At 59.8% G+C, this 25886-nt stretch carries 30 protein-coding genes; 13 read left to right on the plus strand and 17 right to left on the minus strand.

The genetic code is table 11. The annotated features are described in order from the left end of the window. Nucleotide 1: 1 nt before the first annotated feature. From ACIF4X_RS06180 to ACIF4X_RS06195, 4 genes are read left to right on the plus strand one after another with little or no spacing between them, the layout of a single operon-like run. Nucleotides 2-1021 (plus strand): LacI family DNA-binding transcriptional regulator, encoded by a 1020-nt coding sequence (locus ACIF4X_RS06180; RefSeq protein WP_397481398.1) that lies wholly within the window; start codon nt 2-4, stop codon nt 1019-1021. Between the two features lie 24 nt (nt 1022-1045). Continuing rightward, the gene (rbsK, locus tag ACIF4X_RS06185) at nt 1046-1963 is read left to right on the plus strand and encodes a ribokinase (RefSeq protein WP_397481399.1); all 918 of its coding nucleotides are present in this window, start codon (nt 1046-1048) and stop codon (nt 1961-1963) included. Continuing rightward, nucleotides 1960-2364: a D-ribose pyranase gene (rbsD, locus tag ACIF4X_RS06190; protein ID WP_397481400.1), complete on the plus strand. Its 405-nt coding sequence runs from the start codon at nt 1960-1962 to the stop codon at nt 2362-2364. Before rbsK ends, rbsD begins: the two co-directional genes overlap by 4 nt. A 31-nt stretch (nt 2365-2395) precedes the next feature. Beyond that, nucleotides 2396-3424 carry a nucleoside hydrolase gene (locus ACIF4X_RS06195; protein ID WP_093432149.1) on the plus strand — a complete coding sequence of 343 codons (1029 nt, stop codon included), beginning with the start codon at nt 2396-2398 and terminating at the stop codon, nt 3422-3424. A gap of 33 nt (nt 3425-3457) precedes the next feature. Here ACIF4X_RS06195 and ACIF4X_RS06200 read toward each other — a convergent pair whose 3' ends face one another. Beyond that, nucleotides 3458-3670, minus strand: coding sequence for a hypothetical protein (locus ACIF4X_RS06200; RefSeq protein ID WP_397481401.1), 213 nt, complete (start codon nt 3668-3670; stop codon nt 3458-3460). 131 nt (nt 3671-3801) lie between these two features. Between ACIF4X_RS06200 and ACIF4X_RS06205 the strand changes: the two genes are divergently transcribed. Then, on the plus strand, nt 3802-4107 hold the full coding sequence (locus tag ACIF4X_RS06205) for a hypothetical protein (RefSeq protein WP_397481402.1): 306 nt from the start codon (nt 3802-3804) through the stop codon (nt 4105-4107). Nucleotides 4108-4276: 169 nt separating this feature from the next. Next, a complete protein-coding gene (locus ACIF4X_RS06210) occupies nt 4277-4594 on the plus strand; it encodes an I78 family peptidase inhibitor (protein ID WP_397481403.1) in 318 nt (105 codons plus the stop codon). 72 nt (nt 4595-4666) lie between these two features. Here ACIF4X_RS06210 and ACIF4X_RS06215 read toward each other — a convergent pair whose 3' ends face one another. Beyond that, nucleotides 4667-4879: a cold-shock protein gene (locus tag ACIF4X_RS06215; RefSeq protein ID WP_003179963.1), complete on the minus strand. Its 213-nt coding sequence runs from the start codon at nt 4877-4879 to the stop codon at nt 4667-4669. Nucleotides 4880-5233: 354 nt separating this feature from the next. On the opposite strand from ACIF4X_RS06215, the gene dcd reads away from it, so the two are divergent. Next, nucleotides 5234-5800, plus strand: coding sequence for a dCTP deaminase (gene dcd / locus ACIF4X_RS06220; RefSeq protein ID WP_008083888.1), 567 nt, complete (start codon nt 5234-5236; stop codon nt 5798-5800). Between the two features lie 106 nt (nt 5801-5906). Next, a complete protein-coding gene (locus ACIF4X_RS06225) occupies nt 5907-6116 on the plus strand; it encodes a hypothetical protein (protein WP_016986417.1) in 210 nt (69 codons plus the stop codon). 46 nt (nt 6117-6162) lie between these two features. On the opposite strand, the gene pdeM is transcribed toward ACIF4X_RS06225, so the two are convergent. From pdeM to ACIF4X_RS06280, 11 genes are all read right to left on the minus strand, one after another. After that, entirely contained in the window at nt 6163-6819 is a 657-nt protein-coding gene (gene pdeM, locus ACIF4X_RS06230; RefSeq protein WP_397481404.1) for a ligase-associated DNA damage response endonuclease PdeM, read from the minus strand. Beyond that, nucleotides 6816-9305 (minus strand): ligase-associated DNA damage response DEXH box helicase, encoded by a 2490-nt coding sequence (locus ACIF4X_RS06235; RefSeq protein WP_397481405.1) that lies wholly within the window; start codon nt 9303-9305, stop codon nt 6816-6818. Before ACIF4X_RS06235 ends, pdeM begins: the two co-directional genes overlap by 4 nt. A gap of 132 nt (nt 9306-9437) precedes the next feature. Then, entirely contained in the window at nt 9438-10202 is a 765-nt protein-coding gene (locus tag ACIF4X_RS06240; RefSeq protein WP_166220914.1) for an ABC transporter ATP-binding protein, read from the minus strand. 13 nt (nt 10203-10215) lie between these two features. Then, entirely contained in the window at nt 10216-11334 is a 1119-nt protein-coding gene (locus ACIF4X_RS06245; protein WP_397481406.1) for a succinylglutamate desuccinylase/aspartoacylase family protein, read from the minus strand. Between the two features lie 12 nt (nt 11335-11346). Continuing rightward, entirely contained in the window at nt 11347-12057 is a 711-nt protein-coding gene (locus ACIF4X_RS06250) for an ABC transporter permease (protein WP_034154960.1), read from the minus strand. After that, a complete protein-coding gene (locus ACIF4X_RS06255) occupies nt 12054-12782 on the minus strand; it encodes an ABC transporter permease (RefSeq protein WP_108225261.1) in 729 nt (242 codons plus the stop codon). Before ACIF4X_RS06255 ends, ACIF4X_RS06250 begins: the two co-directional genes overlap by 4 nt. Before the next feature lie 56 nt (nt 12783-12838). Further along, nucleotides 12839-13621: a transporter substrate-binding domain-containing protein gene (locus ACIF4X_RS06260; RefSeq protein WP_008083900.1), complete on the minus strand. Its 783-nt coding sequence runs from the start codon at nt 13619-13621 to the stop codon at nt 12839-12841. Between the two features lie 332 nt (nt 13622-13953). Then, the gene (locus ACIF4X_RS06265) at nt 13954-15642 is read right to left on the minus strand and encodes an ATP-dependent DNA ligase (protein ID WP_397481407.1); all 1689 of its coding nucleotides are present in this window, start codon (nt 15640-15642) and stop codon (nt 13954-13956) included. Next, on the minus strand, nt 15639-16673 hold the full coding sequence (locus ACIF4X_RS06270; protein WP_397481408.1) for a ligase-associated DNA damage response exonuclease: 1035 nt from the start codon (nt 16671-16673) through the stop codon (nt 15639-15641). The genes ACIF4X_RS06265 and ACIF4X_RS06270 overlap by 4 nt, the downstream gene beginning before the upstream one ends. 164 nt (nt 16674-16837) lie before the next feature. After that, nucleotides 16838-19288 carry a penicillin acylase family protein gene (locus tag ACIF4X_RS06275; protein WP_397481409.1) on the minus strand — a complete coding sequence of 817 codons (2451 nt, stop codon included), beginning with the start codon at nt 19286-19288 and terminating at the stop codon, nt 16838-16840. A 225-nt stretch (nt 19289-19513) separates the two neighbouring features. Next, the gene (locus ACIF4X_RS06280; protein ID WP_397481410.1) at nt 19514-20158 is read right to left on the minus strand and encodes a glutathione binding-like protein; all 645 of its coding nucleotides are present in this window, start codon (nt 20156-20158) and stop codon (nt 19514-19516) included. A 146-nt stretch (nt 20159-20304) separates the two neighbouring features. On the opposite strand from ACIF4X_RS06280, the gene ACIF4X_RS06285 reads away from it, so the two are divergent. After that, entirely contained in the window at nt 20305-20862 is a 558-nt protein-coding gene (locus ACIF4X_RS06285; RefSeq protein WP_397481534.1) for a cysteine hydrolase family protein, read from the plus strand. 217 nt (nt 20863-21079) lie between these two features. On the opposite strand, the gene ACIF4X_RS06290 is transcribed toward ACIF4X_RS06285, so the two are convergent. From ACIF4X_RS06290 to ACIF4X_RS06305, 4 genes are read right to left on the minus strand one after another with little or no spacing between them, the layout of a single operon-like run. Further along, the gene (locus ACIF4X_RS06290; RefSeq protein WP_064120819.1) at nt 21080-21289 is read right to left on the minus strand and encodes an SEC-C metal-binding domain-containing protein; all 210 of its coding nucleotides are present in this window, start codon (nt 21287-21289) and stop codon (nt 21080-21082) included. Further along, a complete protein-coding gene (locus ACIF4X_RS06295) occupies nt 21286-21780 on the minus strand; it encodes an LEA type 2 family protein (RefSeq protein WP_397481411.1) in 495 nt (164 codons plus the stop codon). The genes ACIF4X_RS06290 and ACIF4X_RS06295 overlap by 4 nt, the downstream gene beginning before the upstream one ends. A gap of 41 nt (nt 21781-21821) precedes the next feature. Next, nucleotides 21822-22298, minus strand: a complete 477-nt coding sequence (locus tag ACIF4X_RS06300) for a YchJ family protein (RefSeq protein ID WP_397481412.1) — start codon at nt 22296-22298, stop codon at nt 21822-21824. Nucleotides 22299-22302: 4 nt separating this feature from the next. Then, a complete protein-coding gene (locus tag ACIF4X_RS06305) occupies nt 22303-22800 on the minus strand; it encodes a DUF6231 family protein (RefSeq protein ID WP_397481413.1) in 498 nt (165 codons plus the stop codon). Nucleotides 22801-22999: 199 nt separating this feature from the next. Here ACIF4X_RS06305 and ACIF4X_RS06310 point away from each other — a divergent pair, with 199 nt between their 5' ends. The 4 genes from ACIF4X_RS06310 (at nt 23000) to ACIF4X_RS06325 (ending at nt 25705) form a co-directional block, all read left to right on the plus strand. Then, nucleotides 23000-23695, plus strand: a complete 696-nt coding sequence (locus ACIF4X_RS06310) for an OmpA family protein (protein ID WP_007918596.1) — start codon at nt 23000-23002, stop codon at nt 23693-23695. A gap of 91 nt (nt 23696-23786) precedes the next feature. Next, entirely contained in the window at nt 23787-24509 is a 723-nt protein-coding gene (locus tag ACIF4X_RS06315; protein WP_034154971.1) for an OmpA family protein, read from the plus strand. A 163-nt stretch (nt 24510-24672) separates the two neighbouring features. Next, nucleotides 24673-24954: a DUF1145 domain-containing protein gene (locus ACIF4X_RS06320; RefSeq protein WP_053117797.1), complete on the plus strand. Its 282-nt coding sequence runs from the start codon at nt 24673-24675 to the stop codon at nt 24952-24954. Further along, nucleotides 24947-25705 carry a collagen-like protein gene (locus ACIF4X_RS06325; protein WP_397481414.1) on the plus strand — a complete coding sequence of 253 codons (759 nt, stop codon included), beginning with the start codon at nt 24947-24949 and terminating at the stop codon, nt 25703-25705. Before ACIF4X_RS06320 ends, ACIF4X_RS06325 begins: the two co-directional genes overlap by 8 nt. The last annotated feature ends 181 nt before the right edge of the window (nt 25706-25886 follow it).

Raw genomic sequence — 25886 nt, forward strand, 5'->3', positions numbered from 1 at the left:
CATGGCAACGATCAAGGACGTGGCAGCCCTCGCGGGGATTTCCTACACGACGGTGTCGCATGTGGTGAACAACACCCGGCCGGTCAGTCAGGAAGTGCGGCTGAAAGTCGAGGCGGCGATCAAGAGCCTCGACTATGTGCCGAGTGCGGTAGCGCGCTCGCTGAAGGCCAAGACCACTGCAACCATTGGCCTGCTGGTGCCGAACAGTCTCAACCCGTACTTTGCGGAATTGGCGCGGGGCATCGAGGATTATTGCGAGCGTAACGGCTACTGCGTGATCCTCTGTAACTCCGACGACAATCCCGAAAAGCAGCGCAGCTATTTGCGTGTGTTGCTGGAGAAGCGCATCGACGGTTTGATCGTCGCTTCCGCTGGCGGTGACAGCGGTCTGGCGCAGGGGCTGGCGGGCGTGAAAACGCCGATGGTCATCGTCGACCGTGGTCTGGACGGTGTCGATGCGGATCTTGTGCGCATCGACCACGAATATGGCGCTTACCTGGCAACCCGGCACTTGCTGGAGTTGGGTCACCGCGACATTGCCACCATCGGCGGCCCGGTCAGTACCAGTGTGGCGCAGATGCGTCTGGCCGGATATTGCCGAGCACTGAAAGAGGCGGGCATTGAAGTCCGCCCGGAGCGCATGCTGGAAAGTGATTTCACCAGTACCGGTGGTTACAACGCGGCGGCGACGCTCTTGGCAAACAATCCGCCGAGCGCGATCTTCGCCGGTAACGACATGATCGGTATCGGCGTGTTGCGTGCCGCGGCAGAGCGCAATGTTCGCGTGCCGAGCGAGTTGTCGGTGATCGGTTTCGACGATATCCAGATGAGTCGTTACGTGTATCCGGCACTCACCACGGTGGGGCAATCGATCCTGCAACTGGGTGAGATGGCGGCCGAGGTGCTGCTGCGAAGGATTGCTACGCCGAATCTGGGCACCGATCAACGGATCGTGACCCCGAGTATTGTTTTGCGCGAATCGACCGCACCGTTGTCCGGCGTGTTCACCGAATATCGCTGAAACCGAATTGACGAGTAATGATGTATGCCAGCAAATGTAGTGGTAATAGGCAGCCTGAACATGGATCTGGTGACCCGGGCGCCGCGGCTGCCCGTAGGCGGTGAAACGCTGATCGGTCATTCGTTTGCCACGGTTTCCGGCGGCAAGGGTGCCAATCAGGCGGTGGCGGCAGCGCGTCTGGGTGCGCAGGTCGCGATGGTCGGTTGTGTTGGCAATGACGACTATGGCGTGCAATTACGCAACGCCTTGTTGGCCGAGCAGATCGATTGCCAGGCAGTGAGCACCGTCGATGACTCCAGTGGCGTGGCGCTGATCGTGGTCGATGACAACAGTCAGAACGCCATTGTCATCGTCGCCGGCGCCAATGGCGCAATGACCCCCGCAGTGATAGACCGTTTCGATGCAGTTCTGCAAGCCGCAGAGGTGATCATCTGCCAGCTCGAAATTCCCGATGCCACGGTGGGGCATGCGCTCAGGCGTGCGCGCGCACTGGGTAAAATCGTTATCCTCAATCCGGCGCCGGCCAGTCGCCCGCTGCCGGCAGACTGGTTTGCCGCAATCGATTACCTGATTCCCAACGAGAGCGAAGCGAGCGCTTTGAGCGGATTGCCGGTGGACTCGCTGGAATCCGCCGAAAGTGCAGCCAGCCATCTGGTTGATATGGGGGCGGGCAAAGTCATCATTACTCTCGGTGCGCAAGGGTCGCTGTTCGCCAATGGCCAAAGTTTTGAGCATTTCCCGGCGCCGAAGGTGAAGGCTGTCGACACCACGGCGGCAGGGGACACCTTCGTTGGTGGCTTTGCTGCCGCGTTGGCCAATGGCAAATCCGAAGCCGAGGCGATTCGCTTTGGTCAGATCGCCGCTGCGCTGTCGGTAACACGCGCCGGTGCTCAGCCTTCCATTCCAACCCTGTCCGACGTAAAGGCCTTTAAACCCGCATGAAAAAGACTCCTCTGCTCAATGTTGCCCTGTCACGACTGATTGCATCTTTGGGGCACGGCGACATGGTCGTCATTGGTGACGCCGGGTTGCCGGTGCCGCCGGGTGTCGAGTTGATTGATCTGGCGCTGACCCATGGTGTCCCGGATTTCATCAGCACCCTGAAAGTCGTGCTCAGCGAGATGCAGGTGGAAAGCCATGCACTGGCCAAAGAAATCTTCGACAAGCAACCGACCGCGCTGATTGCGCTGGATGAGTTGAATGAAGAGGGCGCTCTGGGCCGTCGCGATCTGCTCAGTCACGAGCAATTCAAAGTTCTCAGCCGACAGGCTCGGGCGATTGTTCGTACCGGTGAATGCCAACCGTACTGCAACATCGTTCTGGTCGCCGGGGTTACGTTCTGATTTTCGATTCCACATGCACAAGGAATGCGCCATGCAACGCTATGCTCAGAAACTGCATCAATTCATCCGGAGCCTGCTGCTTTTGTCCGTAATAACTGCCACCGGCGCTCAGGCGGCGGAGAAAATCGACCTGATTATCGACACCGACCCGGGTGCCGATGACGTGGTCGCTTTGCTGTTCGCCCTGGCCTCGCCGGACGAACTCAACATTCGCGCGCTGACCACTGTGGCCGGCAATGTGCGCCTCGACAAGACTTCGCGTAACGCGCGCCTGGCTCGCGAGTGGGCTGGGCGCGAAGATGTACCGGTTTACGCCGGTGCGCCGAAGCCGCTGATGCGCACGCCGATCTACGCCGAGAACATCCATGGCAAGGAAGGCCTGTCGGGTGTCACCGTGCACGAACCGAAAAAAGGGCTGGCTGAAGGTAATGCCGTCAACTACCTGATCGATACGCTGAAAAAAGCCAAGCCGCACAGCATCACGATCGCCATGCTCGGTCCGCAGACCAACCTGGCGCTGGCGCTGATCCAGGAGCCAGAAATTGTTCAGGGCATCAAGGAAGTGGTGATCATGGGCGGTGCGCACTTCAACGGAGGCAACATCACTCCGGTGGCAGAATTCAACCTGTTTGCTGACCCGCAAGCGGCAGAAGTGGTCCTGAAAAGCGGCGTGAAACTGACCTACCTGCCACTGGACGTGACCCACAAGATTCTCACCAGTGACGCTCGCCTGAAACAGATCGCAGCACTGAACAATAACGCGAGCAAGATTGTCGGCGACATCCTCAACGAGTACATCAAAGGCGACATGGAACATTACGGTATTCCGGGTGGCCCGGTGCATGATGCTACCGTTGTGGCTTATCTGCTCAAGCCGGAGCTGTTCACCGGTCGTTCGGTGAATGTCGTGGTGGATAGCCGTGAAGGGCCGACTTTCGGTCAGACCATCGTCGATTGGTACGATGGCCTGAAGGCGCCTAAAAATGCGTTCTGGGTGGAAAATGGCGACGCGCAAGGCTTCTTTGACTTGTTGACCGAGCGCCTGAAACGCTTGAAGTAAGGCTGAAACCCGCAGGTGCCAATCTGCGGGTTTTTATTCTCTCTCGGTATCCTGTGTGACCTTGTGGTCGTGCTGATACCGCTCGAACACTTGAGCGATAAACGTTTGTGCGCCCTGTGTTCCCATCGTCTTGACCAGCAGGTCGATGCTGATCAACGCCAGCTCCTCCGAACTGCCCGGACTATATGAGCTGTGCCCCTTCGGCCACAGGACTTTGATGTCGGCGGTGATGCTTACGGTGCTCATGAGTGCGCTCGAAAAGTCGGGAATGTACGAGAGTGAGTTAACCATTTTGTCGGGCGTTTGGCACTGCGACTTAGGCATGAGCGGAGCGCTATGCGACACTTGGTCTTTTAAAGCTTTCCAAGGATCGTGTTGTGCAGATCGATTTGAACACCCGTGACGGACTCACGCTCGACGCCGTGCGCCAGTTGCTCGCTTCGGCCAGCGATGACGATCACACACAGCTGCGCGTGACCAAGGGCGGTATCGCTTACATTTCTTCCGGTGTCACCGGTGGGCAGGATATCGACGGTTTGCTGTTTCGCCTGGAAACCTGGGCCAAGGGTTCAGGGTACGTGGGCAATGTCGCGGCCAGTGATGAGGTGTGGGTGATGCAGATTTTCAACGCGCTGAAGGACAACTGGCCGAATCCGCCGTATGACTACATCGACGTTTACTGAGCGCCGTTAATATTCAGTCACGATTGATTGCTGAAGTGATGCGTGCCGCTCAGGCACACTCGGCGTTTTTCTGATCGTGGGGCAGGGTGATGGCCTTGGCTGTGAAACCAAACGCAGGAACGGCGGTCGCACGATCTCAGCTTAACCATTTTGAAAACAAGGAGGCTTCATGCCTTTGAAGTTCGCGACACTGGGTGCACTTATGGCCGCTGTGATGTTGGCCGGTTGCAGCACGACCTCCAGCGAGTCGGCAAAGGAATCTGCGGCGACCGAGGCCGGTCATAGCCGCTGTGAAGCATCGGCGGCGCAGTTCGCCATCGGCAAGAAAGCTTCGCCGGAGCTTCTGGAGCAGGCGCGCAACAAAGCCGGGGCGCAGAATGCCCGCTTCCTCAAGCCGGACGACATGATCACGCTCGAGTACCGCTCCGATCGCTTGAATCTGAACACCGACAACAACCTGGTGATCACTCGTGTCAGCTGCGGCTGATTAGCGAAGGCTTTTGTTGCAGACATAAAAAACCCCGTCACATGGACGGGGTTTTTTTAGTGCGCGCAGAAATTACTCTGGGCGAACCTGTGCAGCTTGCATACCCTTTTGGCCTTTCTCAGCCACGAAAGAGACGGTCTGGCCTTCTTTCAGGCTTTTGAAACCGTCGGATTCGATAGCTTTGAAGTGTACGAACAGGTCGTCACCGCCACCTTGAGGAGTGATGAAGCCGAAGCCTTTTTCATCGTTGAACCACTTAACGGTACCGGTTTGGCGATTAGACATGGTGTAACTCCTTGAACAAAGATAACTGCGACGCAGGAAGAACCCTGGCCGAGACTGAGTGCAAAGAGCAGGAAAAATTCTTGTAGATGGTTGGATCGAAATTCAACATATCGTGTAGAGATTCTCAGTGACACAAGCAGCACAGTGGCGCCACCTTAACCCTTTTTCCGGGACGTGCCAATGCTTCTTGTGAAGGTTTCTCTGATTTAGGGATCGGCGGTGTGACGGTTCGTCGCCAGAGCCAGTAAATCATGGGGGATCGGCGAGAATTGCAGCCCGCACTTTGAACCCGGCGACGCGCCCGGTAAGATGCCGGACAGAATTTTTCCACCTCGCTATTCAGGACACCCCGCCATGAGCATCAAATCGGACAAGTGGATTCGCCGCATGGCGCAGGAACAGGGCATGATCGAGCCGTTCGTCGAGCGTCAGGTGCGCGGCAGCGATGACAGCCGAGTGATCTCCTACGGTGTGTCGAGCTACGGCTACGACGTACGTTGCACCAACCACTTCAAGGTGTTCACCAACATCAACTCGTCCATCGTCGACCCGAAAAACTTCGACCCGGGCAGCTTCGTCGACGTCCATAGCGACGTCTGCATCATTCCGCCGAACTCCTTCGCGCTGGCCAGCACCGTCGAATACTTCCGCATTCCGCGCAATGTATTGACCATCTGCCTGGGTAAAAGCACCTACGCGCGTTGCGGCATTATCGTTAACGTCACGCCGCTCGAGCCTGAGTGGGAAGGCCACGTGACGCTGGAATTCTCCAACACCACCAACCTGCCGGCGAAAATTTACGCCAACGAAGGCGTGGCGCAGATGCTCTTCCTTGAATCCGACGAGGAATGTGAAGTTTCCTACAAGGATCGCGGTGGCAAGTACCAGGGCCAGCGTGGCGTGACCTTGCCGCGCACCTGATCGGTCCATCCGACAGATCGCGGGAATTCTTTGGCGGGCAGACACTCTATGGGGTGTACTGCCCGTTTTGCTTTCGGCAAAACGGGCCTTCGTCGAGGAGTGCCCTATGAAGATCGATCCGCAAATCACTGCCGAACTGGCAAGGCTCGAGCCCAATCAGATTGGCGTATTGGCCTGGTCCTTGTTGGCGCATCCGCCGCTGAACATGGCCGGTGGAATTCCCGGTCAACCCGATCCCGATACCCCCAACGAACAACCGACCGAGCCGGGCGAACCGACGTTACCGGACGAGCCGCCACCGGCTCCGGTTGCCTGATCTGCATTGAAAATAAATGGCCAGTCAGATGAGGTCTGTAAAGACTTCAATTGACTGGCCATATTTCGTTATCGCCGATGACGAAAATCCTACAGCTCTGTTCCCGCTCCACCGCGTACCCACCGGTAAATGCGCCGAATGCCGGCAGCAGGCTGATGCGTTCGCCAAGCCTGAAACACGCCAGGCGCAAGCTCTGCCGACCCTTGCCATGTAGCCGATAGACCGGATGTACATGGCCTGCCACGACATGTCTTTCAGGATGCGGGTCCGGTTCATGTTGCAAGGCGAATGGCCCGAGCAGCAGCGGTTCCGGCACCACCCGGATATTCAGCGACTCAGGCGGATCACCGGCGCGTTTGTCGTGGTTGCCCCGGATCAGCGTCATCGGCAGGTCAACATGACGCCCACGCCATTCGGCCAGTGCACGCAAAGTCCCCACGGCATGCGAGCCGGGTCCGTGCAGGAAATCGCCAAGAAAAATCAGTTGCCGGCATGGCAGTTTCGCCAACAATCGGTCAATCACTGCAATATTGCTCGCCGTGGTGCCTTGCGGGACCGGTTGGCCAAGGCTGCGGTAAGCGGCGGCCTTGCCGAAATGCACATCGGCAATCAGCAATGCCTGTTGCGCCGGCCAGTACAACGCTTTTTCCGGGAGCAGCCAGAGGTCCTCACCGGCGAGACGTACAGGGTAGGGCGCGCTCATCGGTATTTGCTCTTGTCGGCAGATTTCTCCAGATCATCGACCATCCGCCTGATGCGATCAGCGAGTTTCTCCGAGCTCATGCTTTCGCGCATGCGCTCCACCAGCAGCGGGAAGCCCAGCGGTGTAGGACGTTTAACCTGATGCACGTCCAGTTTCATCTGATTGATCCGGTCCAATGTCTGCTCCAGACGCTGAATATCCAGTTCCTCTCGTAGGACTTCTTCCCCGGCCTGGGCCAGCAACAGATTGTCGGCATCGTATTGTTTGAACACTTCGAAAAACAAACCGCTGGAAGCCTGGACTTGCCGGGTACTTTTCGGTGCACCGGGGTAACCGGCGAAGACCAGCCCGGCAATCCGGGCAATTTCACGGAAACGGCGCAGGGCCAGTTCGCCGGCATTCAAACTGGCCAGAACGTCCTCCAATAAATCATCGGCATTGAACAGAGCGGTATTCAAATACTCGGCCCAGTCGATCGGCGTAGCGCTGAGCAATTCCAGGCCGTAATCGTTCACTGCGATGGAAAACGTCACCGGTTGCCGTTGACTGACGCGCCATGCCAGCAGGCTCGCCAGCCCCAGATGCACTTGGCGCCCGGCAAACGGATAGAGGAAAAGGTGCCAGCCCTCGCGGGACTTCAGCACTTCGGCTAACAGGTTTTCTGTCGTGGGCAACCCAGACCAGCGCATCTGGGTTTCCAGCAACGGTCGCAACGCCTGCATTTCCGGGCCGACAAACTCGCCCTGCGCCGCCGCACTGAAGCGCCTTACCACGGCTTCGGCCAATTCGTTGGAAAGTGGCATCCGCCCGCCATTCCAGCGCGGTACGGCGGCTTTCTTCGCAGTGCTGCGTTTGACGTAAGCGGTCATGTTTTCCACTCGCACCAACTCCAGCAAACGCCCGGCGAAGAGAAAACCATCACCGGGTTTGAGCCGCGCGATAAAGCCTTCTTCGACACTGCCCAACTGCTTGCCACCGCCACCCTTGCTCCAGAATTTCAGATGGATGCTCGCGTCGCTGACGATGGTGCCGATGCTCATGCGATGGCGCCGCGCCAATCGTGCATCCGGTACGCGCCAGACGCCGTGCTCGTCGGGTTCTACCCGGCGGTAATCCGGATAGGCTGTCAGAGACATCCCGCCATGGCGTACGAAAGCCAGCGCCCACGCCCAATCGGCGGGTGACAGGTCACGATAAGCCCAGGCGCCACGGACTTCTTCGTACAACTCCTCAGGAATAAACCCGCCGCCGAGGGCCATGCTGACCAAATGCTGCACCAGCACGTCCAGCGGTTTGTGCGGTGACCGACGTGGTTCGATGCGCCGTTGCTCAACGGCATCGCGGGCGGCGGCGGCTTCGATCAGCTCAAGGCTGTGCGTTGGCACCAACGTTACCCGCGAGGTTCGCCCTGGTGCGTGGCCAGAGCGTCCGGCCCGTTGCATCAACCGCGCGATGCCTTTGGCCGAGCCGATTTGCAGCACGCGTTCGACCGGCAGGAAATCCACGCCCAGATCCAGGCTCGAAGTGCAGACCACGGCTTTCAGTTGCCCGCTCTTCAGGGCTTGCTCCACCCAGTCGCGGGTTTCGCGAGACAGTGAGCTGTGATGCAAGGCGATCAACCCGGCCCAGTCCGGCCGAGCCTCCAGTAGCGCCTGATACCAGATTTCCGACTGTGCCCGGGTGTTGGTGAACACCAGGGTGCTGGCGCAGGCCTCCAGTTCAGCAACGACCTGCGGCAACATCTTCAGACCGATGTGCCCGGCCCACGGAAAACGTTCGATGGACGGTGGGAGGAGGGTGTCGACCTTCAGCGATTTTTCACTCTGCCCCTGAATACTGATGCCGCCGCCCTGTGGGATCAGCACCTGTTCGGCGTGGAATTGATTACCGAGAGTGGCGGACACGCCCCAGACGATCAGCTCGGGCTGCCAATGCCGCAGGCGGGCGAGGGCCAGTTGCAGTTGTACGCCGCGCTTGTTACCGAGCAACTCGTGCCATTCATCGACGACGATCATGCGCAGACTCGCCAGCGCCACCTGCGCATCAGCGCGGGCGAGCAGCAGCGTCAGGCTTTCCGGCGTGGTAATCAGTGTGGTCGGCAGGCGTCGGCTCTGCCGGGCGCGTTCGCTGCTGCTGGTGTCACCGGTGCGCAGGCCGATGCTCCACGGGATCTGCAAATCATCGACCGGCGCCTGCAAGGCGCGCGCGGTGTCGGCGGCGAGGGCGCGCATGGGGGTGATCCACAGGACGGTCAGCGGTTCGGCGGGTCGTTTGCGTTTGCGCGGTGTTTCGACGGAAGGCTGCGATCGAGCGAAGCGATTGAGTGCTGCGAACCAGACCGCATAGGTTTTACCGGCGCCCGTGCTGGCGTGGAGTAGACCGGATTCGCCGTTTTTCACCGCCGCCCACACCTCTTTCTGAAAGGCGAACGGCTTCCAGTTGCGGGCGCTGAACCAGGTTTTTGCGTGGTCGGGGGATTTCGCCATGCGGGCTGCGCGCGCTCTGGAGGGGTTCTTCCAAAGACCACGGCACAAGCGGACAAGTTTGATTTTTGTAGACTATGAAAAACGAATGTGGGAGCGAGCAGGCTCGCTCCCACAGGGGGATTGTGTGCGGCGTTATTTCAGGTTACCGCTGAGAAATTGCTTCAGACGTTCGCTTTTCGGGTTGCCGAGCACATCCTCGGGCGCACCTTCTTCTTCCACCAGACCTTGATGCAGGAACAACACCTGGCTGGAGACTTTTCGGGCGAAGCTCATCTCATGGGTCACCATGATCATGGTCCGGCCTTCCTCGGCCAGCCCTTGAATCACCTTCAACACTTCACCCACCAGTTCCGGGTCGAGCGCCGAGGTCGGTTCATCGAACAGCATCACTTCCGGCTCCATCGCCAACGCCCGGGCAATCGCCACGCGCTGTTGCTGGCCGCCCGACAAAAACGCCGGGTACTGATCCGCCACCCGCGCCGGCAGACCGACCTTGTCCAGATAACGCCGCGCGCGATCGTCAGCCTCCTGTTTGCTGCAACCCAGCACCCGGCGCGGGGCCATGGTGATGTTTTCCAGCACGGTCATGTGGCTCCACAGGTTGAAATGCTGGAACACCATCGCCAGGCGCGTGCGCAAGCGTTGCAGTTCATCGGCGTCGGCGACGTGCATGCCGTGGCGGTCGGTGACCATGCGGATCGCCTGGCCGTCGAGGCTCATGGCGCCGTCGTTGGGTTGTTCGAGAAAGTTGATGCAGCGCAAAAAGGTACTTTTGCCCGAGCCACTGGCGCCGATCAGGCTGATCACGTCGCCGGTCCTGGCCTTGAGCGAAACGCCTTTGAGCACCTGATGGTCGCCATAGCTTTTATGCAGGCCTTCAACGGTCAGTTTGTACATGGGACAGACATCCTCAAGGCGAAAGTAGGTAGCCGCTGCGATAGGCTTCAGCGCCCGCGACGTGGGCGATGACCATGCCGGCAGTGGCCATGCGGCGCAGCGAGCGGGCGTACAACAGGCCGGCAGCGGTGCAATGAATGGGGGTAATCCGGTCGTGGATCGGGTCGATGATTTCGGCGATCTGTTGCCCGGCTTCCAGGTATTGGCCGGCCACCGCCGTGTACACCAGCAGACCGCCGACTGGCGTGGTTACCGGTTCCACGCCCGCCAGTGGCGTAGCGGGATAGGGCAGTGGCGGCTGCGGTTTGGTCTCGCCGACGATCGCGTCGGACTGGATCAGATAGTCGATCAGCGCCTGGCAATCGCGGCTGGCCAGCGGATGGGTGACGTCACCCTGGCCGCGCAACTCGACGGTCACCGAGAAACTGCCCAGCGGAATCTCGAAGTGTTCGCCGAAGCGCTCTTTCAATTGCCACCACAGCAGCGTGAAGCATTCGTCGAACGACTGGCCGCCGGAATCGGTGGCCAGCAGGCTCGCCTGAGCTTCGATGTAGCGCGCCAGCGGCTCAACCTGCGGCCACGCTTCGGGCGTGGTGTAGAGGTGAACCACCGATTCGAAGTCGCAGTGCAAGTCCAGCACCATATCGGCATCACAGGCCAGCCGTTGCAGGGTCAGGCGCTGGGATTGCAGTTGGGTGCTGGCGGTCTGGCGGGCGAGTGCGTCGCGCAAAAGGCTGCGGATCAGTTCGAGGTTGTGCTGCGGATCGTCATTCAGCTTGCCCTCGATGGCATTGCCGATTTCCTCGCTGAGGTCGACAAACCAGCGGTTGAAGTTTTGTCCGCTCTCCAGTTCGTAACGGCCCAGCGGCACGTCCATCAGCACTTGTTCGAGGCCGACCGGGTTGGCCACCGGCACCAGCACGATTTCGCTGCGCAGGCGGCCGGCGGCTTCCAGCTCGGCGAGACGCTGCTTGAGGTGCCAGGCGACGAGCATGCCGGGCAGTTCATCGGCGTGCAGCGAGGACTGAATGTAAACCTTGCCCTTGGCCTGTTCCGGGCCGAAGTGGAAGCTGTGGATCTGTCGTGCAGTCCCCGGCAGCGGGGCCAGCAAGTCATGTATCTGGTGGCGCATTGAAAAGGTGTCCTAGTGAGTCGGGCCGAGGAAGGCCAGCCATCGGCGTTCGGCAAGGCGGAACAGGCCGACCAGCGCAAAGGTAATGGTCAGGTAGATCAGCGCGGCAATGCCGAATGATTGAAAGGTCAGGAAGGTCGCCGAGTTGGCGTCCCGCGCGACTTTCAGGATGTCGGGAATGGTCGCGGTAAAAGCCACGGTGGTCGAGTGCAGCATCAGGATCACTTCGTTGCTGTAATACGGCAACGAACGGCGCAGCGCCGACGGCATGATCACGTAGGCATACAGCTTCCAGCCTGTCAGCCCGTAGGCCTTGGCCGCTTCGACTTCGCCGTGGTTCATGCTACGGATTGCCCCGGCGAAAATCTCCGTGGTGTAGGCGCAGGTGTTGAGGGCGAAGGCGAGGATCGTGCAGTTCATCGCATCGCGAAAGAAACTGTCGAGCAACGGCTGCGCACGCACGGCAGCCAGGCTGTAGATCCCGGTGTAGCAGATCAGCAACTGGATATACAACGGCGTGCCACGGAACAGGTAGGTGTAGAACTGCACTGGCCAGCGAATGTAGAAGTGCGGCGAGACGCGCGCAATCGACAGCGGAATCGACACCAGGAACCCGATGAAGATCGAGGCGCTGAGCAACCACATCGTCATCGCCAGCCCGGTGATGTTCTGGCCGTCGGTATAAAGGAAGGCGCGCCAGTATTCCTGCAAGAGTTCGATCATCGTACGGCCTCCCGGGAACCGGCGGCATAACGGCGTTCGAGCCAGCGCAGGATGAAGTTCGAGGCACTGGTGATCAGCAGATAAATCAATGCGGCGAGGACCAGGAAGTAGAACAGTTGATAGGTGCTTTTACCGGCGTCCTGCGCGGCTTTGACCAGGTCGGCGAGGCCGATGATCGACACCAGCGCGGTGGCCTTGAGCATCACCATCCAGTTGTTACCAATGCCCGGCAGGGCGAAGCGCATCATTTGCGGAAACACCACGAAGCGAAAGCGCTGGCCGCGTTTAAGGCCGTAGGCCGTGGCAGCTTCGACCTGACCGCGCGGAACCGCGAGGATCGCGCCACGGAAAGTCTCGGTGAAATACGCGCCATAAATGAAGCCCAGGGTCAGCACCCCGGCGCTGAACGGGTCGATTTCGATGTATTCCCATTCCATGTAATCGGTCAGCGTCGTCAGCCAGGTTTGCAGGCTGTAGAAAATCAGCAACATCAGCACCAGGTCCGGCACCCCGCGAATCAGCGTGGTGTAGAGCTGGGCGGGCAGGCGCACCAGTTTGATTTTTGACAGTTTGGCACTGGCGCCGAGCAGACCGAGCAACACGGCCACCAGCAGCGACAACGCTGATAATTTGATGGTCATCCAGGTGCCTTCCAACAGCAAAGGGCCAAAACCCTTGAGGCTGAAGGCAGAGAGCCCCAGATTTTGTAAGAGGTTTTCGAACATAAATCAGCAACCTGAGCGGATGGAAAAGGCGCCCATCGAGGATGGGCGCCGGGGCATTATTTGCCGCTGTACAGATTCAGATCGCCAAAGTGTTTCTTTTGAATCTCGGCGTATTTGCCGTCATCGTGTAACGCTTTGATACCTTTATCTAAAAGCGCCTTCAGCTCAGTGTTACCTTTCTTAATACCGACAGCGGTCTTGGCCGGCAGCAATTCGTTGTCGACCGGCTTGCTGACGTCATAGTCGGCGCCCTGTGGCGACTTCAAAAAGCCCAGTTCGGCTTGCAGCATGTCCTGGATACCAGCATCGAGACGGCCGGAGGTCAGGTCGGAGTACACCTGATCCTGGTTCTGATAGGCCTGGGTTTTCACGCCAGCCTTGTCCAGCACGGCTTTGGCGTAGGCTTCCTGAATGGTGCCTTGCTCGTAGCCGACGGTTTTGCCCTTCAGCGAAGCGACATCGGCGGTAATGCCGGAGCCTTTTTTCGACACGTAGGCAGTCGGGCCGGAGAACAGCTCGCTGGAGAAGTCGATGACTTTCTCGCGGGCCGGGGTCACGGTCATCGACGAGATCACACCGTCGAATTTATTGGCCTTGAGGCCCGGAATCATGCCGTCGAAGTCACTTTCGACCCACTTGCACTTGACCTTCAGTTCGGCGCAGATCGCGTTGCCCAGGTCGATGTCGAAGCCCACCAGGCTGCCGTCGGCCGCTTTCGACTCGAACGGTGCGTACGAAGGGTCAACGCCAAAGCGCAGCTCTTTGTATTCCTTGGCCAGCGCGGAGCCAGCGGCCATGCACAACGCCAGTGCAGAAAGGGTCAGCAATGCTTTTTTCATTATTCAATCCCTAAGAACCAATATGAGCGCTTGTGGCGCAGAATTATTGTTACTGGAACGCGTACGACCTATAGAAAGTAGCAATTTCCGAACCAGAGTCCCGAACAAGTGTTTTAAAAGGTTGGGCGGGGAGGGATGAGGGCGATTGAATGCCCGGAAATGGGCATCGCAGAAAGCGTGCACTGATTTGTGGCGGATCGTTCCCATGCTCTGCGTGGGAATGCAGCCGGGATGCTCCGCGTCCCCTCCAAAGCCGAACGCGGAGCGTCCGTTGAGGCATTCCCACGCAGAGCGTGGGAACGATCAATCGTGTGTTGTCCCCGGAAAAGGGGTCAGGCCAGCAGGTCTTGCAGGGTGGCGAGGCTATCCGCTTCATCCACGGTTTTATCCTGACGCCAGCGCAGCATCCGGGGAAAACGCACGGCAATCCCGCTTTTGTGTCGCCGCGACAGGGCAATACCTTCGAATCCCAGCTCAAACACCAGGCTCGGCTTCACACTGCTCACCGGGCCGAATTTCTCCACGGTGGTCTTGCGCACAATGCTGTCGACCTGACGCATTTCCGCATCGGTCAGCCCCGAATACGCCTTGGCAAACGGCACCAGCGCGCGTTGGCTGGACTCGGGCGGGCCGTCCCACACGGCAAAGGTGTAATCGCTGTACAGACTGGCCCGCCGACCATGACCGCGCTGGGCGTAAATCAACACGGCATCGACACTGAACGGATCAACCTTCCATTTCCACCACACGCCCATGTCCTTGGTGCGGCCAACCCCGTACAGCGAATCCCGCGCCTTGAGCATCATGCCTTCAACACCCAGGCGTCGAGAGGCTTCGCGCTGGCGGGCGAGGTCGAACCAGTCGCTGCCGGTCAGCACCGGTGAGGGCAGCAGCACCGGGCTGTTGCAACGGGCGATGACCTCTTCCAGTTGCGCGCGGCGTTTGGCCTGCGGCTGGTTGCGCCAGTCTTCGCCTTGCCATTCGAGCAAATCGTAAGCGAGCACCACCACCGGCACGTCTTCGAGGATTTTCTTGTCGAGGGTCTTGCGGCCGATGCGTTGTTGCAGCAGGGCGAACGGTTGTACCGCAGGCGGTTCGTTCGATTGCGGGTCGAAGGCATCTTCGGTGGTGGGATGGGTGCTTTTCCACACGACGATTTCGCCATCGATCACGGTGCCGTCGGGCAAGCCGTGTACCAGCACTTCCAATTCGGGAAAACGCTCGGTCACCAGTTCCTCGCCCCGCGACCAGATCCACAGCCTCCCCTCACGCTTGACCACTTGCGCGCGGATGCCATCCCATTTCCATTCCACCTGCCAATCGCTCGCCGGGCCGATCAGCGTTTCGAACTCTTCCACCGGTGGCGACAAGGCATGGGCGAGGAAAAACGGGTAGGGCTGGCCGCCACGCTGGGCATGCTCATCGCTGGATTCTGGGGCGATCAGTTTCAGGTAGCTGGCTGCGCTCGGCCGATTGGACAGATCGGTGTAGCCGACCAGACGCTGCGCCACGCGTTTGCTGTCCAGTCCGGCCATCGACGCCAGAGCGCGGGTAACCAGCAATTTCGAGACGCCGACGCGGAAACTGCCGGTGATCAATTTGATGCACAGCATCAGGCTCGACCGATCCAGTTGCGCCCATAGGGTGGGCAGTTGTCGGCTCAGGAACTCCGGGGTCTCACCGCGCAGCGGCAGCAGTTTGTCTTCGATCCATTCGGCGAGGCCGGCGTTGGAGCTGTGCGGGTTTTCCGCGAGCACCAGCGAAATGGTTTCCGCGAGGTCGCCGACTGCTTGATAGCTTTCCTCGAACAACCACGGCTCCAGGCCTGAAATCTCTACAGCCAGTTCGCGCAGTATTCTTACCGGGACCAGTTGCCGGGGTCGGCCACCGGACAGGAAGTACACCGCCCACGCGGCGTCATGCGGTTCAGCCTGGGCGAAGTAGGTCTGCATTGCCGCCAGTTTGGCGTTGCTTGACGTGGTCGCGTCGAGTTCAGCGTACAACTCGGCGAATGCTTTCATGCGGGCATCTCGGCGATAGTCGGTTCGGTAGCGATGTTTTCTTCTTCGTCATCGCCGTATTCAGTGTTGAAACCCTGGGCATCCAGACCCTGTTCGCGCAGATGCCGCACGAGCACGCCGATCGAGCCGTGGGTGACCATCACGCGTTCCGCGCCGGTCTGCTCGATGGCCCACAGCAGGCCAGGCCAGTCGGCGTGATCGGAGAGGACGAAACCGCGATCGACGCCACGCCGCCGGCGGGTGCCGCGCAAACGCATCCAGCCGCTGGCGAACGCGTCGCTGAACTCGCCGAAGCGGCGCATCCAGCTGCTGCCTCCCGCCGAGGGCGGGGCGATGACCAGAGCCTGACGCATGATCGGGTCGCTTTTCTTCACGTCACCCGCGTAGATCGTCGGCGGCAGATACACCCCGGCCTCGCGGTAGACCCGGTTCAGCGGCTCGACCGCCCCGTGGCTGAGGATCGGACCGAGGCTTGCGTCGATGCCGTGGAGAATTCGCTGGGCCTTGCCGAACGAGTAACAGAACAACACGCTGGCCTTGCCGGCCGCGATGTTGGCGGCCCACCACTGGTTGATCTCGCTGAACACCTGCGCCTGTGGCTGCCAGCGATAGATCGGCAGGCCGAAGGTCGATTCGGTGATGAAGGTGTGGCAACGCACCGGTTCGAACGGGGCGCAGGTGCCGTCTGGTTCAATCTTGTAATCCCCCGACGCGACCCAGACTTCTCCGCCATATTCGAGGCGCACCTGGGCCGAACCGAGGACGTGGCCGGCGGGATGAAAACTCAAGGTGACGCCGTGGTGGGTCAGGCGCTGGCCGTAGGCAAGGGTTTGCAGGTTGATGTCCTGACCCAGTCGCGCGCGCAGAATTCCTTCGCTGGCGCTGCTGGCCAGATAATGCTGGTTACCGGTGCGGGCGTGATCGCCGTGGGCATGGGTAATGACCGAGCGCTCGACGGGGCGCCACGGGTCAATGTAGAAATCCCCGGCAGGGCAATAGAGACCTTCGGGGCGGGCGATAACAAGGTCCATGTTGTTACCAGAAATGGGGGGCTTGTTAGCTATGAGGCTGGCGCTGGGCTTGAAGTTCTATCGACTTTTTCGCGGGGGTAAAAAGCAAAAGATCGCAGCCTGCGGCAGCTCCTACATTGATCGGTGTAGGAGCTGCCGCAGGCTGCGATCTTTTGATCTTGCTGTTACTTGCCCGGCGTCAGGGTCAAACGTGTTTTGCCATACACCCGATCAAAGTTCTGCGGCTGCATCGGCAAGCCGATGTACTGCCCCTTCAGCCACGCATCGATGCCATTGAGGTAATTCGGACTGACCGGATTCCCCGATTGCCCCGTACCGTTCTGCCCCATCAGCGGTTCGGCCTGGCCGAAGTCGACAATGAAGCGCATCGACGGCGCGCGGGTGGTAGTGAAGTCCTGACCCCAGGCGAACGCCGAAGTATTCAGTGTGGTGTGATCGCCACCCGCTGCCAAGGGTCCGCGCACGGCTTGGCCATTGCTGTTCTTCCAGGCGTAGCTGTGCAATTTGCCCCACTGCCAGGCGCGGTGATCGCCGCCCAACTGACTGTCGCCCGCGCTGATCGCTGCAGCGAGGCTGCGCGCGAGAATCACGGCTTTGTCTTCTTTCTGTGGCGTGCGGATGTCATCCCAGAACGGACTGTCCTCACGTCCCAATAGATGGTCAGCCTGCGCCGCGTAGGACAAATCACCATTGGCAATAAACGCTTTCCACGCCGCGCTCGATTCCGGGCCGAGTTCGTCGAGAAAGATCTGCTTCATGCTTTCTTGCAGGAACAGTTCGTAAATCGCCGCATCCGCCGAGGTCGGACTGAGCTTGCCGTCGAATGCCATCAACCGCGTGAACGCCTCGCGCGCCTTGCTGCGATCCGCTTCCGGCAAGGCATCGATCGCCTGTTTCAGCGGTTGTTTCATGCCCGGTGCTTCGAAGACTTTTTTCAGTTTGGCGGCGAAGGTGGTGGTCTGGTCGTATTGCATGGCGATCACGCTGCGGCTGTCGTGCTTGCCGCTGCCGGCCAGTTCCGCCAGACGCTCGCCACGCTCCGGCGCCGCCCACGAGTTCGACAGTTGCATGCCGTAACCGTGAGGAATCACGCGCTGGTTGGCGGTGCCGAGCCAGCCTTGTGCCGGATCCTGATCGTACGGATGCAGCATCGGGTCGGCGTAACCGTCCCAGTCGTAACGACCTTCCCAGCCCGGCGATGGCAGCAAACCTTCGCCTTCTCGACGGTTGGGGAAGCGCCCGGTGACTTGCCAGCCAATGTTGCTCGCATCGGCGAACACCAGATTCAGGGCGATGGCGCGGATTTCCCGGCTGGCGTCCGACGCTCGTTCTACGGTTTGCGCGCGGGTCAGGTCAAAAAAAGCATCCAGCGACTTGTCGTCGGTGAAGCTCGGCGTCTGCAACGCTACGCCGAAACCATTGCCCTGCGCGGCAGCCTGAGCGCTGTTGAGCAGCGCACCGTGACGGGTTTCGTACACCGCTTCGCGAACCGGTCGCTGGCCTTTGACGAAGTAGGTTTCGTTGCGCACGCCCAGTGGCTGCCATTTGCCGTTGACCTCGTAGGTCAAACTGCTGCCCTGGCGACGGATTTTTTCCAGGAACAGGTCCTGGTTGTCGCCGAGCACGCTAGTCATGCTCCACGCGACTTTGCCGTTAAAGCCACCGAGGACCAGCGGCAAACCGGCAACGGTCACGCCCGCCGCCTGATATTTCGGCGCGCGAATCTGCACGAAGCTCCACAACGATGGCGCGGCCAGCGGCCCATGGGCGTCGCTGGCCAGCAGGCTCTTGCCACTGCGGCTGCGTTGCGGGGCGATTGCCCAGTTGTTCGAAGACGTCGTGCCCAGCAGGTTGAGTGCCGAGAGTTGCTGGCTGGCGTTACTCAGTTCGGTCAGGCCGGGAATCTGCCCGTTGAGCTTAAGGCCTTGCAGCTTGTCGACTTCGCCCAGTGGCAGGTTTTCGTCAGGCGCCGACGGCGTCAGCCACGCCAGTTTGTCGGTGGTCACGGTTTGCGCGAGCACCAAGGATTCAATTTCTTCCGGCAGGTTGGCCGACTGGCTGAAATTCAGCAGGGCGAAAATCAGCGCCGAATCTTCCGGCTTCCAGTACTCAGGCTTGTAGCCGCTGGAGGCGAGGTCGCCCGGCAACTTGTCGGCGTAGCGGAACAGGTAGGCGTTGACGCCCCGTGCGTAGACTTCGAAGAACCGCTTGAGGCGTGGCGATGAGGCCTTGTACAGCTCAGCGGCGCTTTTCTTCAGATTGACCGCGCGCATGTAGCGGTCGGCATCGAGCATCGAGGCGCCGGACATCTCCGCCAGACGGCCCTGAGCCAACAGGCGCAGGGTGACCATCTGGTTGATGCGATCACTGGCGTGGACGTAGCCGAGGCTGAACAGTGCGTCGTGGAAGGTGTTGCTTTCGATCAACGGCATGCCCATGGCATTGCGACGTACCGACACGTTCTGCGCCAGACCCTTGAGCGGTTGCACGCCGGAGGTCGGTGGGAGGGTGTCCTGAGCGTTCCAGGTCTGGCAACCGGACAGGCCCAAAACACCGGCCACTGCTGCGGCAACGCCGAACCGGGGAAGAAAATGTGTGAGGGCTGGCGAGGCCATGGCAAAGCTCCTGCGGGGGGTAGCGTCAGTAAAGGCGCTACGTTAGTGAGCAGGAGGTGGCCGCGCAAGCGGGCGACAGAGTTATTTCTTCAGTTCTCGACGATCGTTCCCCCGCGCAGCAAAGGAATGCCTCAACGGACGCTCTGCGTTCGGCTTTGAAGGGACGCAGAGCGTCCCGGGCTGCATTCCCACGCAGAGCGTGGGAACGATCAGAATCAGGGCGGTTCAGGCCTTCGGTGGATTGATTTTCTGTACCAGCGCGTAGGCCTTCACTGTCGCCTGGCGATCCTTGATGTGGTTGAACCAGCGCTGCACATGCGGGAAGTCCTCAAGGTTCTGGCTCTGCCACTTGTGCGAGACGATCCACGGATAAATCGCCATGTCGGCAATGCTGTATTCGCTGCCGGCGACGAATTCGTTATCGGCCAGTTGTTTGTTCAATACGCCATACAACCGCGCCGTCTCATCAATGTAGCGCTTGATCGCATAGGGGATTTTTTCCGGTGCGAACTGGCTGAAATGATGGTTCTGCCCGGCCATCGGACCCAATCCGCCCATCTGCCAGAACAACCATTGCAGCGCCGTTTGCCGACCGCGCAGGTCTTTGGGCAGAAACGTCCCGGTCTTCTCCGCCAGATACAAAAGAATCGCCCCGGATTCGAACAGCGACAGCGGCTCGCCGCCATCGGCCGGTTCATGGTCGACGATGGCCGGGATACGGTTGTTCGGCGCGATTTTCAGAAAGTGCTGCTGAAACTGCTCACCCAGGCTGATGTTGATCGGATGGACGTTGTACGGCAGGCCGGCTTCTTCAAGGAACAGGGAGATCTTGTGGCCGTTGGGGGTGGTCCAGTAATACAGGTCGATCATGGAAAACTCCAAAGCAGGAATGGACGTGCGTGCGGACAGCAAACGCCGGCGTCAGGTCGTCCCGTGTGCGTTCGATAGCTTGCTTAGTAGGAAGAGGTGATGCTGAACTGCGCAGAATTCAATGATCCCGCATGAGAAAAATCGCCATGGAGCTTCAGGCCAACGCTGCACTGATCATTATCGACCAGCAAAAAGGCATCCTGCAGCCGCGTTTGGGCCGAAGGAATAATCCTCAGGCTGAACAGCGAATTGTTGATCTGCTGGGGCTTTGGCGGCGTAGCGTGAGGCCGGTGGTGCATGTGCAGCACCTGTCGCGTGAGCCGGAATCGGTATTTTGGCCGGAGCAGGCAGGGGTGGAGTTTCAGGAGAGGTTTTTGCCGCAGGATGGCGAATGGCTGATTCAGAAGCAGGTGCCGGATGCGTTTTGTGCTACCGGGTTAGAGGCGCGATTGCGTGAGGCGGGGATCGGGCAACTGATCATTGTCGGTGTGGCGACGAATAACTCAGTGGAATCGACAGCCCGTACGGCGGGCAATCTTGGGTTCGATACCCGGGTGGCGGAGGATGCGTGCTTCACCTTCGACAAGGCCGATTATTTCGGCACGTTGCGCACGGCGGAAGAGGTGCACGCGATGTCGCTGGGGAATTTGCAGGGGGAGTATGCGACGGTGGTCAGTGCTGCCCTGATTTTGGCATCCGACTGATAAACCTGTGGGAGCTGACTTGTCGGAACGCGGCATCGCAGCGATGGCGAAGTAACAGGCGACATCAATGTTGAATGTGTCGGCCTCATCGCTGGCAAGCCAGCTCCCACAGGGCCTGCGGATGTCCACAAAAAATGTGTTCAGTGCAGATCAACGGTGGGAGCGAGCCTGCTCGCGAAGCAGCAGGTCAGGCGAAGAAGGTCTTCGCCCCCGGGCATCAAGCGCCGTGGCACTTCTTGAATTTCTTGCCGTTGCCACATGGGCAAGGGTCGTTGCGGCCGACGTCTTTCAGGGCGTTGCGCACCGGTTCCTGGTGGGCATGGCCGCAGTTCGGGCCGTGAACATGGCCGTGGTCATGCTCGTGATGATGGTCGTGGTCATGATCGTGGTTGCAGTCAGGGCCATGGACATGAGGTTGCTGGGTCATCGGTGTTGCTCCGGAATTAAATCGGCGGGGATTATCACGCCATTGCGCTCAAGGTGCACGTAGTGGGCGATGAATAAACCGGTTTCCATTTCGCCCTGCAGTCGATAAGGAATCTGCTGGTTGGGACTTTTCAGCATTTTCACCACGTCTTTTACCTTCGGCCAGAGGTTGGTGCGGATCGGCACTTTGAAATAGGCGCTGCGCTTGGGCCCGACGGTGAACCAGTGTTCATGCTCGCCTTCGGCCAGGAGCATATCGGCCAGATGAATGCGGTATTCGAGGCCGCGCACAGTCAGGTCGCTGTCGTTGGGGTTGTCGATGCGAAAGTGCAGGATGAATTTCTGTTCGAGCAGTTTGGCGCGCACCACTTCGACTTTCACCAGATGCACGGCCGGGTCGACGCTCTCATCGCTGAACCACGACGCGCAGCCGCCGAGGTTCAGGATCAGCGTCAGTAGTAACAATCGCAGTGCGTCGCGTTGACCGAGCATCGTCTAACTCCCTTTGCGCTCCAGTCTAGTCGCCACGTCCTTTAAGCGCCGAAATACCCCGCACAGCACTTCTTGAACTTCTGTCCACTGGCGCACGGGCAACTGTCATTGCGACCCAGCTTTAATTGCACCGTCGGATCAATGAAGTACCAGCGCCCGGCGTTCTGTACGAACGAAGAGCGCTCGCGGTGGCTGTGCTCGCCCTGATCGTCATGCCAGCGTGCGGTGAAGGTGACGAAGGCGTGTTCCGGCTGGCCGCCAAACACTTCCGAACTCTCGACCTCAAGGCCGAGCCAGGTGCTCTGCGCGCTCCAGTCGCTGATCGATTGACGATTCAATCCCGCTTGCTGAGCAGGCAGGGTGGTCGCCACCAGATAGTCAATCAGGCCCAATACGTAGGCGCTGTAGCGCGATCGCATCAGCGCTTCGGCACACGGCGCAGGGTGGCCATTGTGATAGTGACCGCAGCAGGCATCCAGCAGATTGCCGCTGCCGCAAGGGCAAATGGCTGTACTCATTGCATTACCACCAATATTTCCCGAAGTTTTCCGGATTGGCCCAGAACCGTGAATTAAGCCAGTCGGGGACTTGTTTATAGTCAAGCAGATCGTAGGTGAACAGGGTCAGCACTTGATCGTCGCGTTGAAAGCGTTCACTGGCTTGCAGTGCCAAAGAATAGAAATCGGTTTCCTGCCAGCCGCTGGCCGACAGGTCTGCCAGCACGGCGATGCGGCTGGCGTTGAGATTGCGAATCCCGCCCAACAGGTTCAGGCCATCGCGTTTGGGCAAATGTTCCAGACAATCGACCACCAGCGCCAGATCAAAACGCTGAGCCGCCAGTTCGGCGGGCAATGCGCCCGGCGCGGCGTGGGCCACGGTGGTGTCGGGATGCGCCTGTTTAAAAGCGCTCAAGGCCGGGAACTCACTGGCGCCAATCAGCAGCAGACGCGCCGGGGCGTAGCGATCCAGCAAAGCGGCCAACGCCTGTTGCGGCGTGCGGGAAGAAATGGCGACGTTCATCGAAGCTCCTCAATCAGACCGCCAAGACTAGCCTGCCTGACGGTGGCGGCAAAGCGCCCTGTTTCGCCTGTTTGCGGCAAATGTGCCGAAGTCCTGTGAACACGCTCGCAAACAGCGGTGGCCTATTGCTGGCGGAGATTAAAACTCCGGTCTTTACTCCCTGAATCGGTTCTAAGCCGATCCCTCAGGAGAAAACCAGATGAGCATAGTTCGGACAGCATTACCTTTGATTCTGCTAACCAGTGTGTTGACTGGTTGTGCAGGTTTACAGAAAACCGACTGGCCGACCTGTGCGGCGGTCGGTGGTGTTGTCGGTGCCGGTCTCGGCGCGACGGAAAGTTCGGCATGGGCCGGCTACGGTGCGTTGCTGGTCGGTGGCACGGCAGCGGCCTATTGCTGGGTTCACGGTGATGGCGACGAAGACGGCGACGGTGTGCCGGACAGTCGCGACAAGTGCCCGGGCACGCCTAAAGGCGTACAGGTCGATGCTGACGGTTGCCCGCCACCAGCGCCTGCACCCGTGGTTGAAGAAGCTGTAGTGGTCAAGGAAGAAACCATTGTCATCCGTGATGTGCACTTCCAGTTCGATAAAGCCACTTTGACCGGCCCTGATAAACAGGTTCTCGACAAAGTCGCCACGCGCCTGAAACAGGAATCCTCGACGGCACAACTGACCGTGACCGGTCATACCGACAGCGTGGGCAGCGATGCCTACAACAAAAAACTGTCGGATCGTCGTGCGCACTCGGTGGTGGACTACCTGATTCAACAGGGTGTGCCGCGCGCCAGTTTCGTTTCGGTGTCCGGTCTGGGTGAAAGCCAGCCTGTGGCCGACAACAAAACGGCTGACGGTCGCGCGCAAAACCGTCGTACCGAAATCAAAATCCAGCGTTAAGCCCCTCTCGCATCCGCGGCTTGTGCAGTCGCGGATGCGGGTCTTTACTCCTGTGTAACCGGTATGGGCCGGTGACACAGGAGCTTTCACAATGACTGTTTTCTCAAGGTCCGTCTTGCCGGTGCTACTGCTTGGCAGCTTGCTCACCGGTTGCGCCACTCACAGCGATGGCACTGCACCCCTCAATCAACGTACGTGGCCGATCTGCAGCCTTATCGGCGGGCTGGTCGGTGGCGGTCTCGGCGCCATTGAAAGTGGCGGCTGGGCCGGTGGCGGCGCAGCGCTGGGGATTCTTACCGGCGGACTGATCTGTTATGCCCAGGACGGCGATGAAGACGGCGACGGCGTGTTCGACCGCCGCGACCGTTGCCCGGACACCCCGGAAAACACCCCGGTCGATCACCGTGGTTGCCCGCTGCCGCAGTACCCGGTTACGGAAAAAGTGCCGGAGCCGGCACCGCAGACTGAAGTCATCACCTTGAGCGATGCCGGCAACGTGCTGTTCGATTTCGACAAGTCCGACCTGACCCCGGCGGCGAAAGCCCAGCTCGATACGCTGATGGACAAACTGCGTAATGCCGACGTGGTGAGCATCAAGGTTGTCGGTCACACCGACAGCAAAGGCTCGGATGCCTACAATCAGGCATTGTCGGAACGACGTGCGAGCAGTGTCGCGGCGTATCTGCTGAGCCAGGGCCTGGCGCCGAACAAACTCACCAGTGAAGGGCGCGGTGAAAGTGAGCCGGTTGCCGATAACGCCACCGATGAGGGGCGCGCGCAGAACCGTCGCGTGGAGTTGCACATAAATCGTTAGGGCGCGTCTGTAGGGCGCAGGCTAGAGCTGCCGGGCGATAATCATCATCGTCCCGGCAGCCATTTGGCAGACGATAGAAGTTTTTTCATTTACCCCTCTGGCTTATCCCCCGCAGAAGCCGTTACTGTGCGCCCAAAGAATAATTCGCAACACGGGGGAGCGTATGAAAGTGTTCTGGGGGCTGGGGCGGTTGTTGACCCTGCTGTTCTGCTGCGTGGTACTGGCTAATCAGTTGGTGCCGTTCGTACATCCGTTGCATCTGCTGGTCAATCTGGCCGGCGGCCTGTTGTTGCTGATTCATGTGCTCGAAGTACTGCTGTGCAATCGCAGCCTCAAAGGTCGTCCGCACCCTTGGCGTGACCGTGGCCGCATCCTGCTGTTCGGCGTCTTCCACCTGCAAACCATCCCGGCCCCGGCCGCTCCGGAGGCTTCTTCCCATGCGTAAACTCTGCTTGCTCGCTGCATTTATCAGCCCATTGGCCTGTGCCCAGGTGGTCAGCGTCGAAACCAACTCGCTGATGCGTTTGCCCAATACCACCAGCACCTTGCAGCTCGAGCGTCTGGACGTGGCCGACTACGGCACCTTGCTGATTCCCGCCAACGTGACCGAACTGACGGTGGGCGAATTGCGTCTTGGCCATGAAGCGCGCATTGCGATCGTTCCGGCCGAGCAGGCGCTGGAATTGAAAGTGGCCCGTGCCGAACTCAGTGAAGGCAGTCAGATCACTGCACGCGGGGCGCCCGGGACTTATGAAAAAGCCGCCCGTGCAGGGCGCAATCTGAATCTGCAATTCAAGGCGCTGAACGCGCCGCAACTGTTGGTCGATGCCCGTGGCGGCACCGGCGCGCCGGGTTTTGTCGGCCTCGATGGCGGTAACGGTGAAGACCCGGGTTGCACTTATGGCTCGGCCGGGCATGGTTTTGATGGGAGCAACGGCAGCGACGGCCAACCGGGCGCACCGGGGGCGCTGGTACGTCTCGAAGTGCCGCGCGAGTTTCCGACGGAGCTGATCAAGGTCAACGTGGCGGGCGGCAACGGTGGCCCGGCGGGTGTTGGCGGTAAAGCAGGGAAGGGCGGCAAGTCCAAGGGTTGCCTGGTGTATCGCGCCGATGGCGGCAAGAATGGCAAGGCCGGGACGGATGGCCAGCCTGGGCCGGTGGGCGCGGCGGGTGCCGTGACCGTGCAGCGCCTGTAAAAGCAGACCCTCACTCCAGCCCTCTCCCGGAGGGAGAGGGGGCCGACCGAGGTGACTCACGCTATCCATCGACCTGAAAAACCGAGTCGATTATGGATTCGGCAGAGAATTTTCAAGTCGGCGTATCTCTTCAATATCCCCCATTCAGTCCCCTCTCCCCCCGGGAGAGGGCTAGGGTGAG

Source organism: Pseudomonas sp. NPDC085632, assembly GCF_044541255.1.
Taxonomy (GTDB): Bacteria; Pseudomonadota; Gammaproteobacteria; order Pseudomonadales; family Pseudomonadaceae; genus Aquipseudomonas.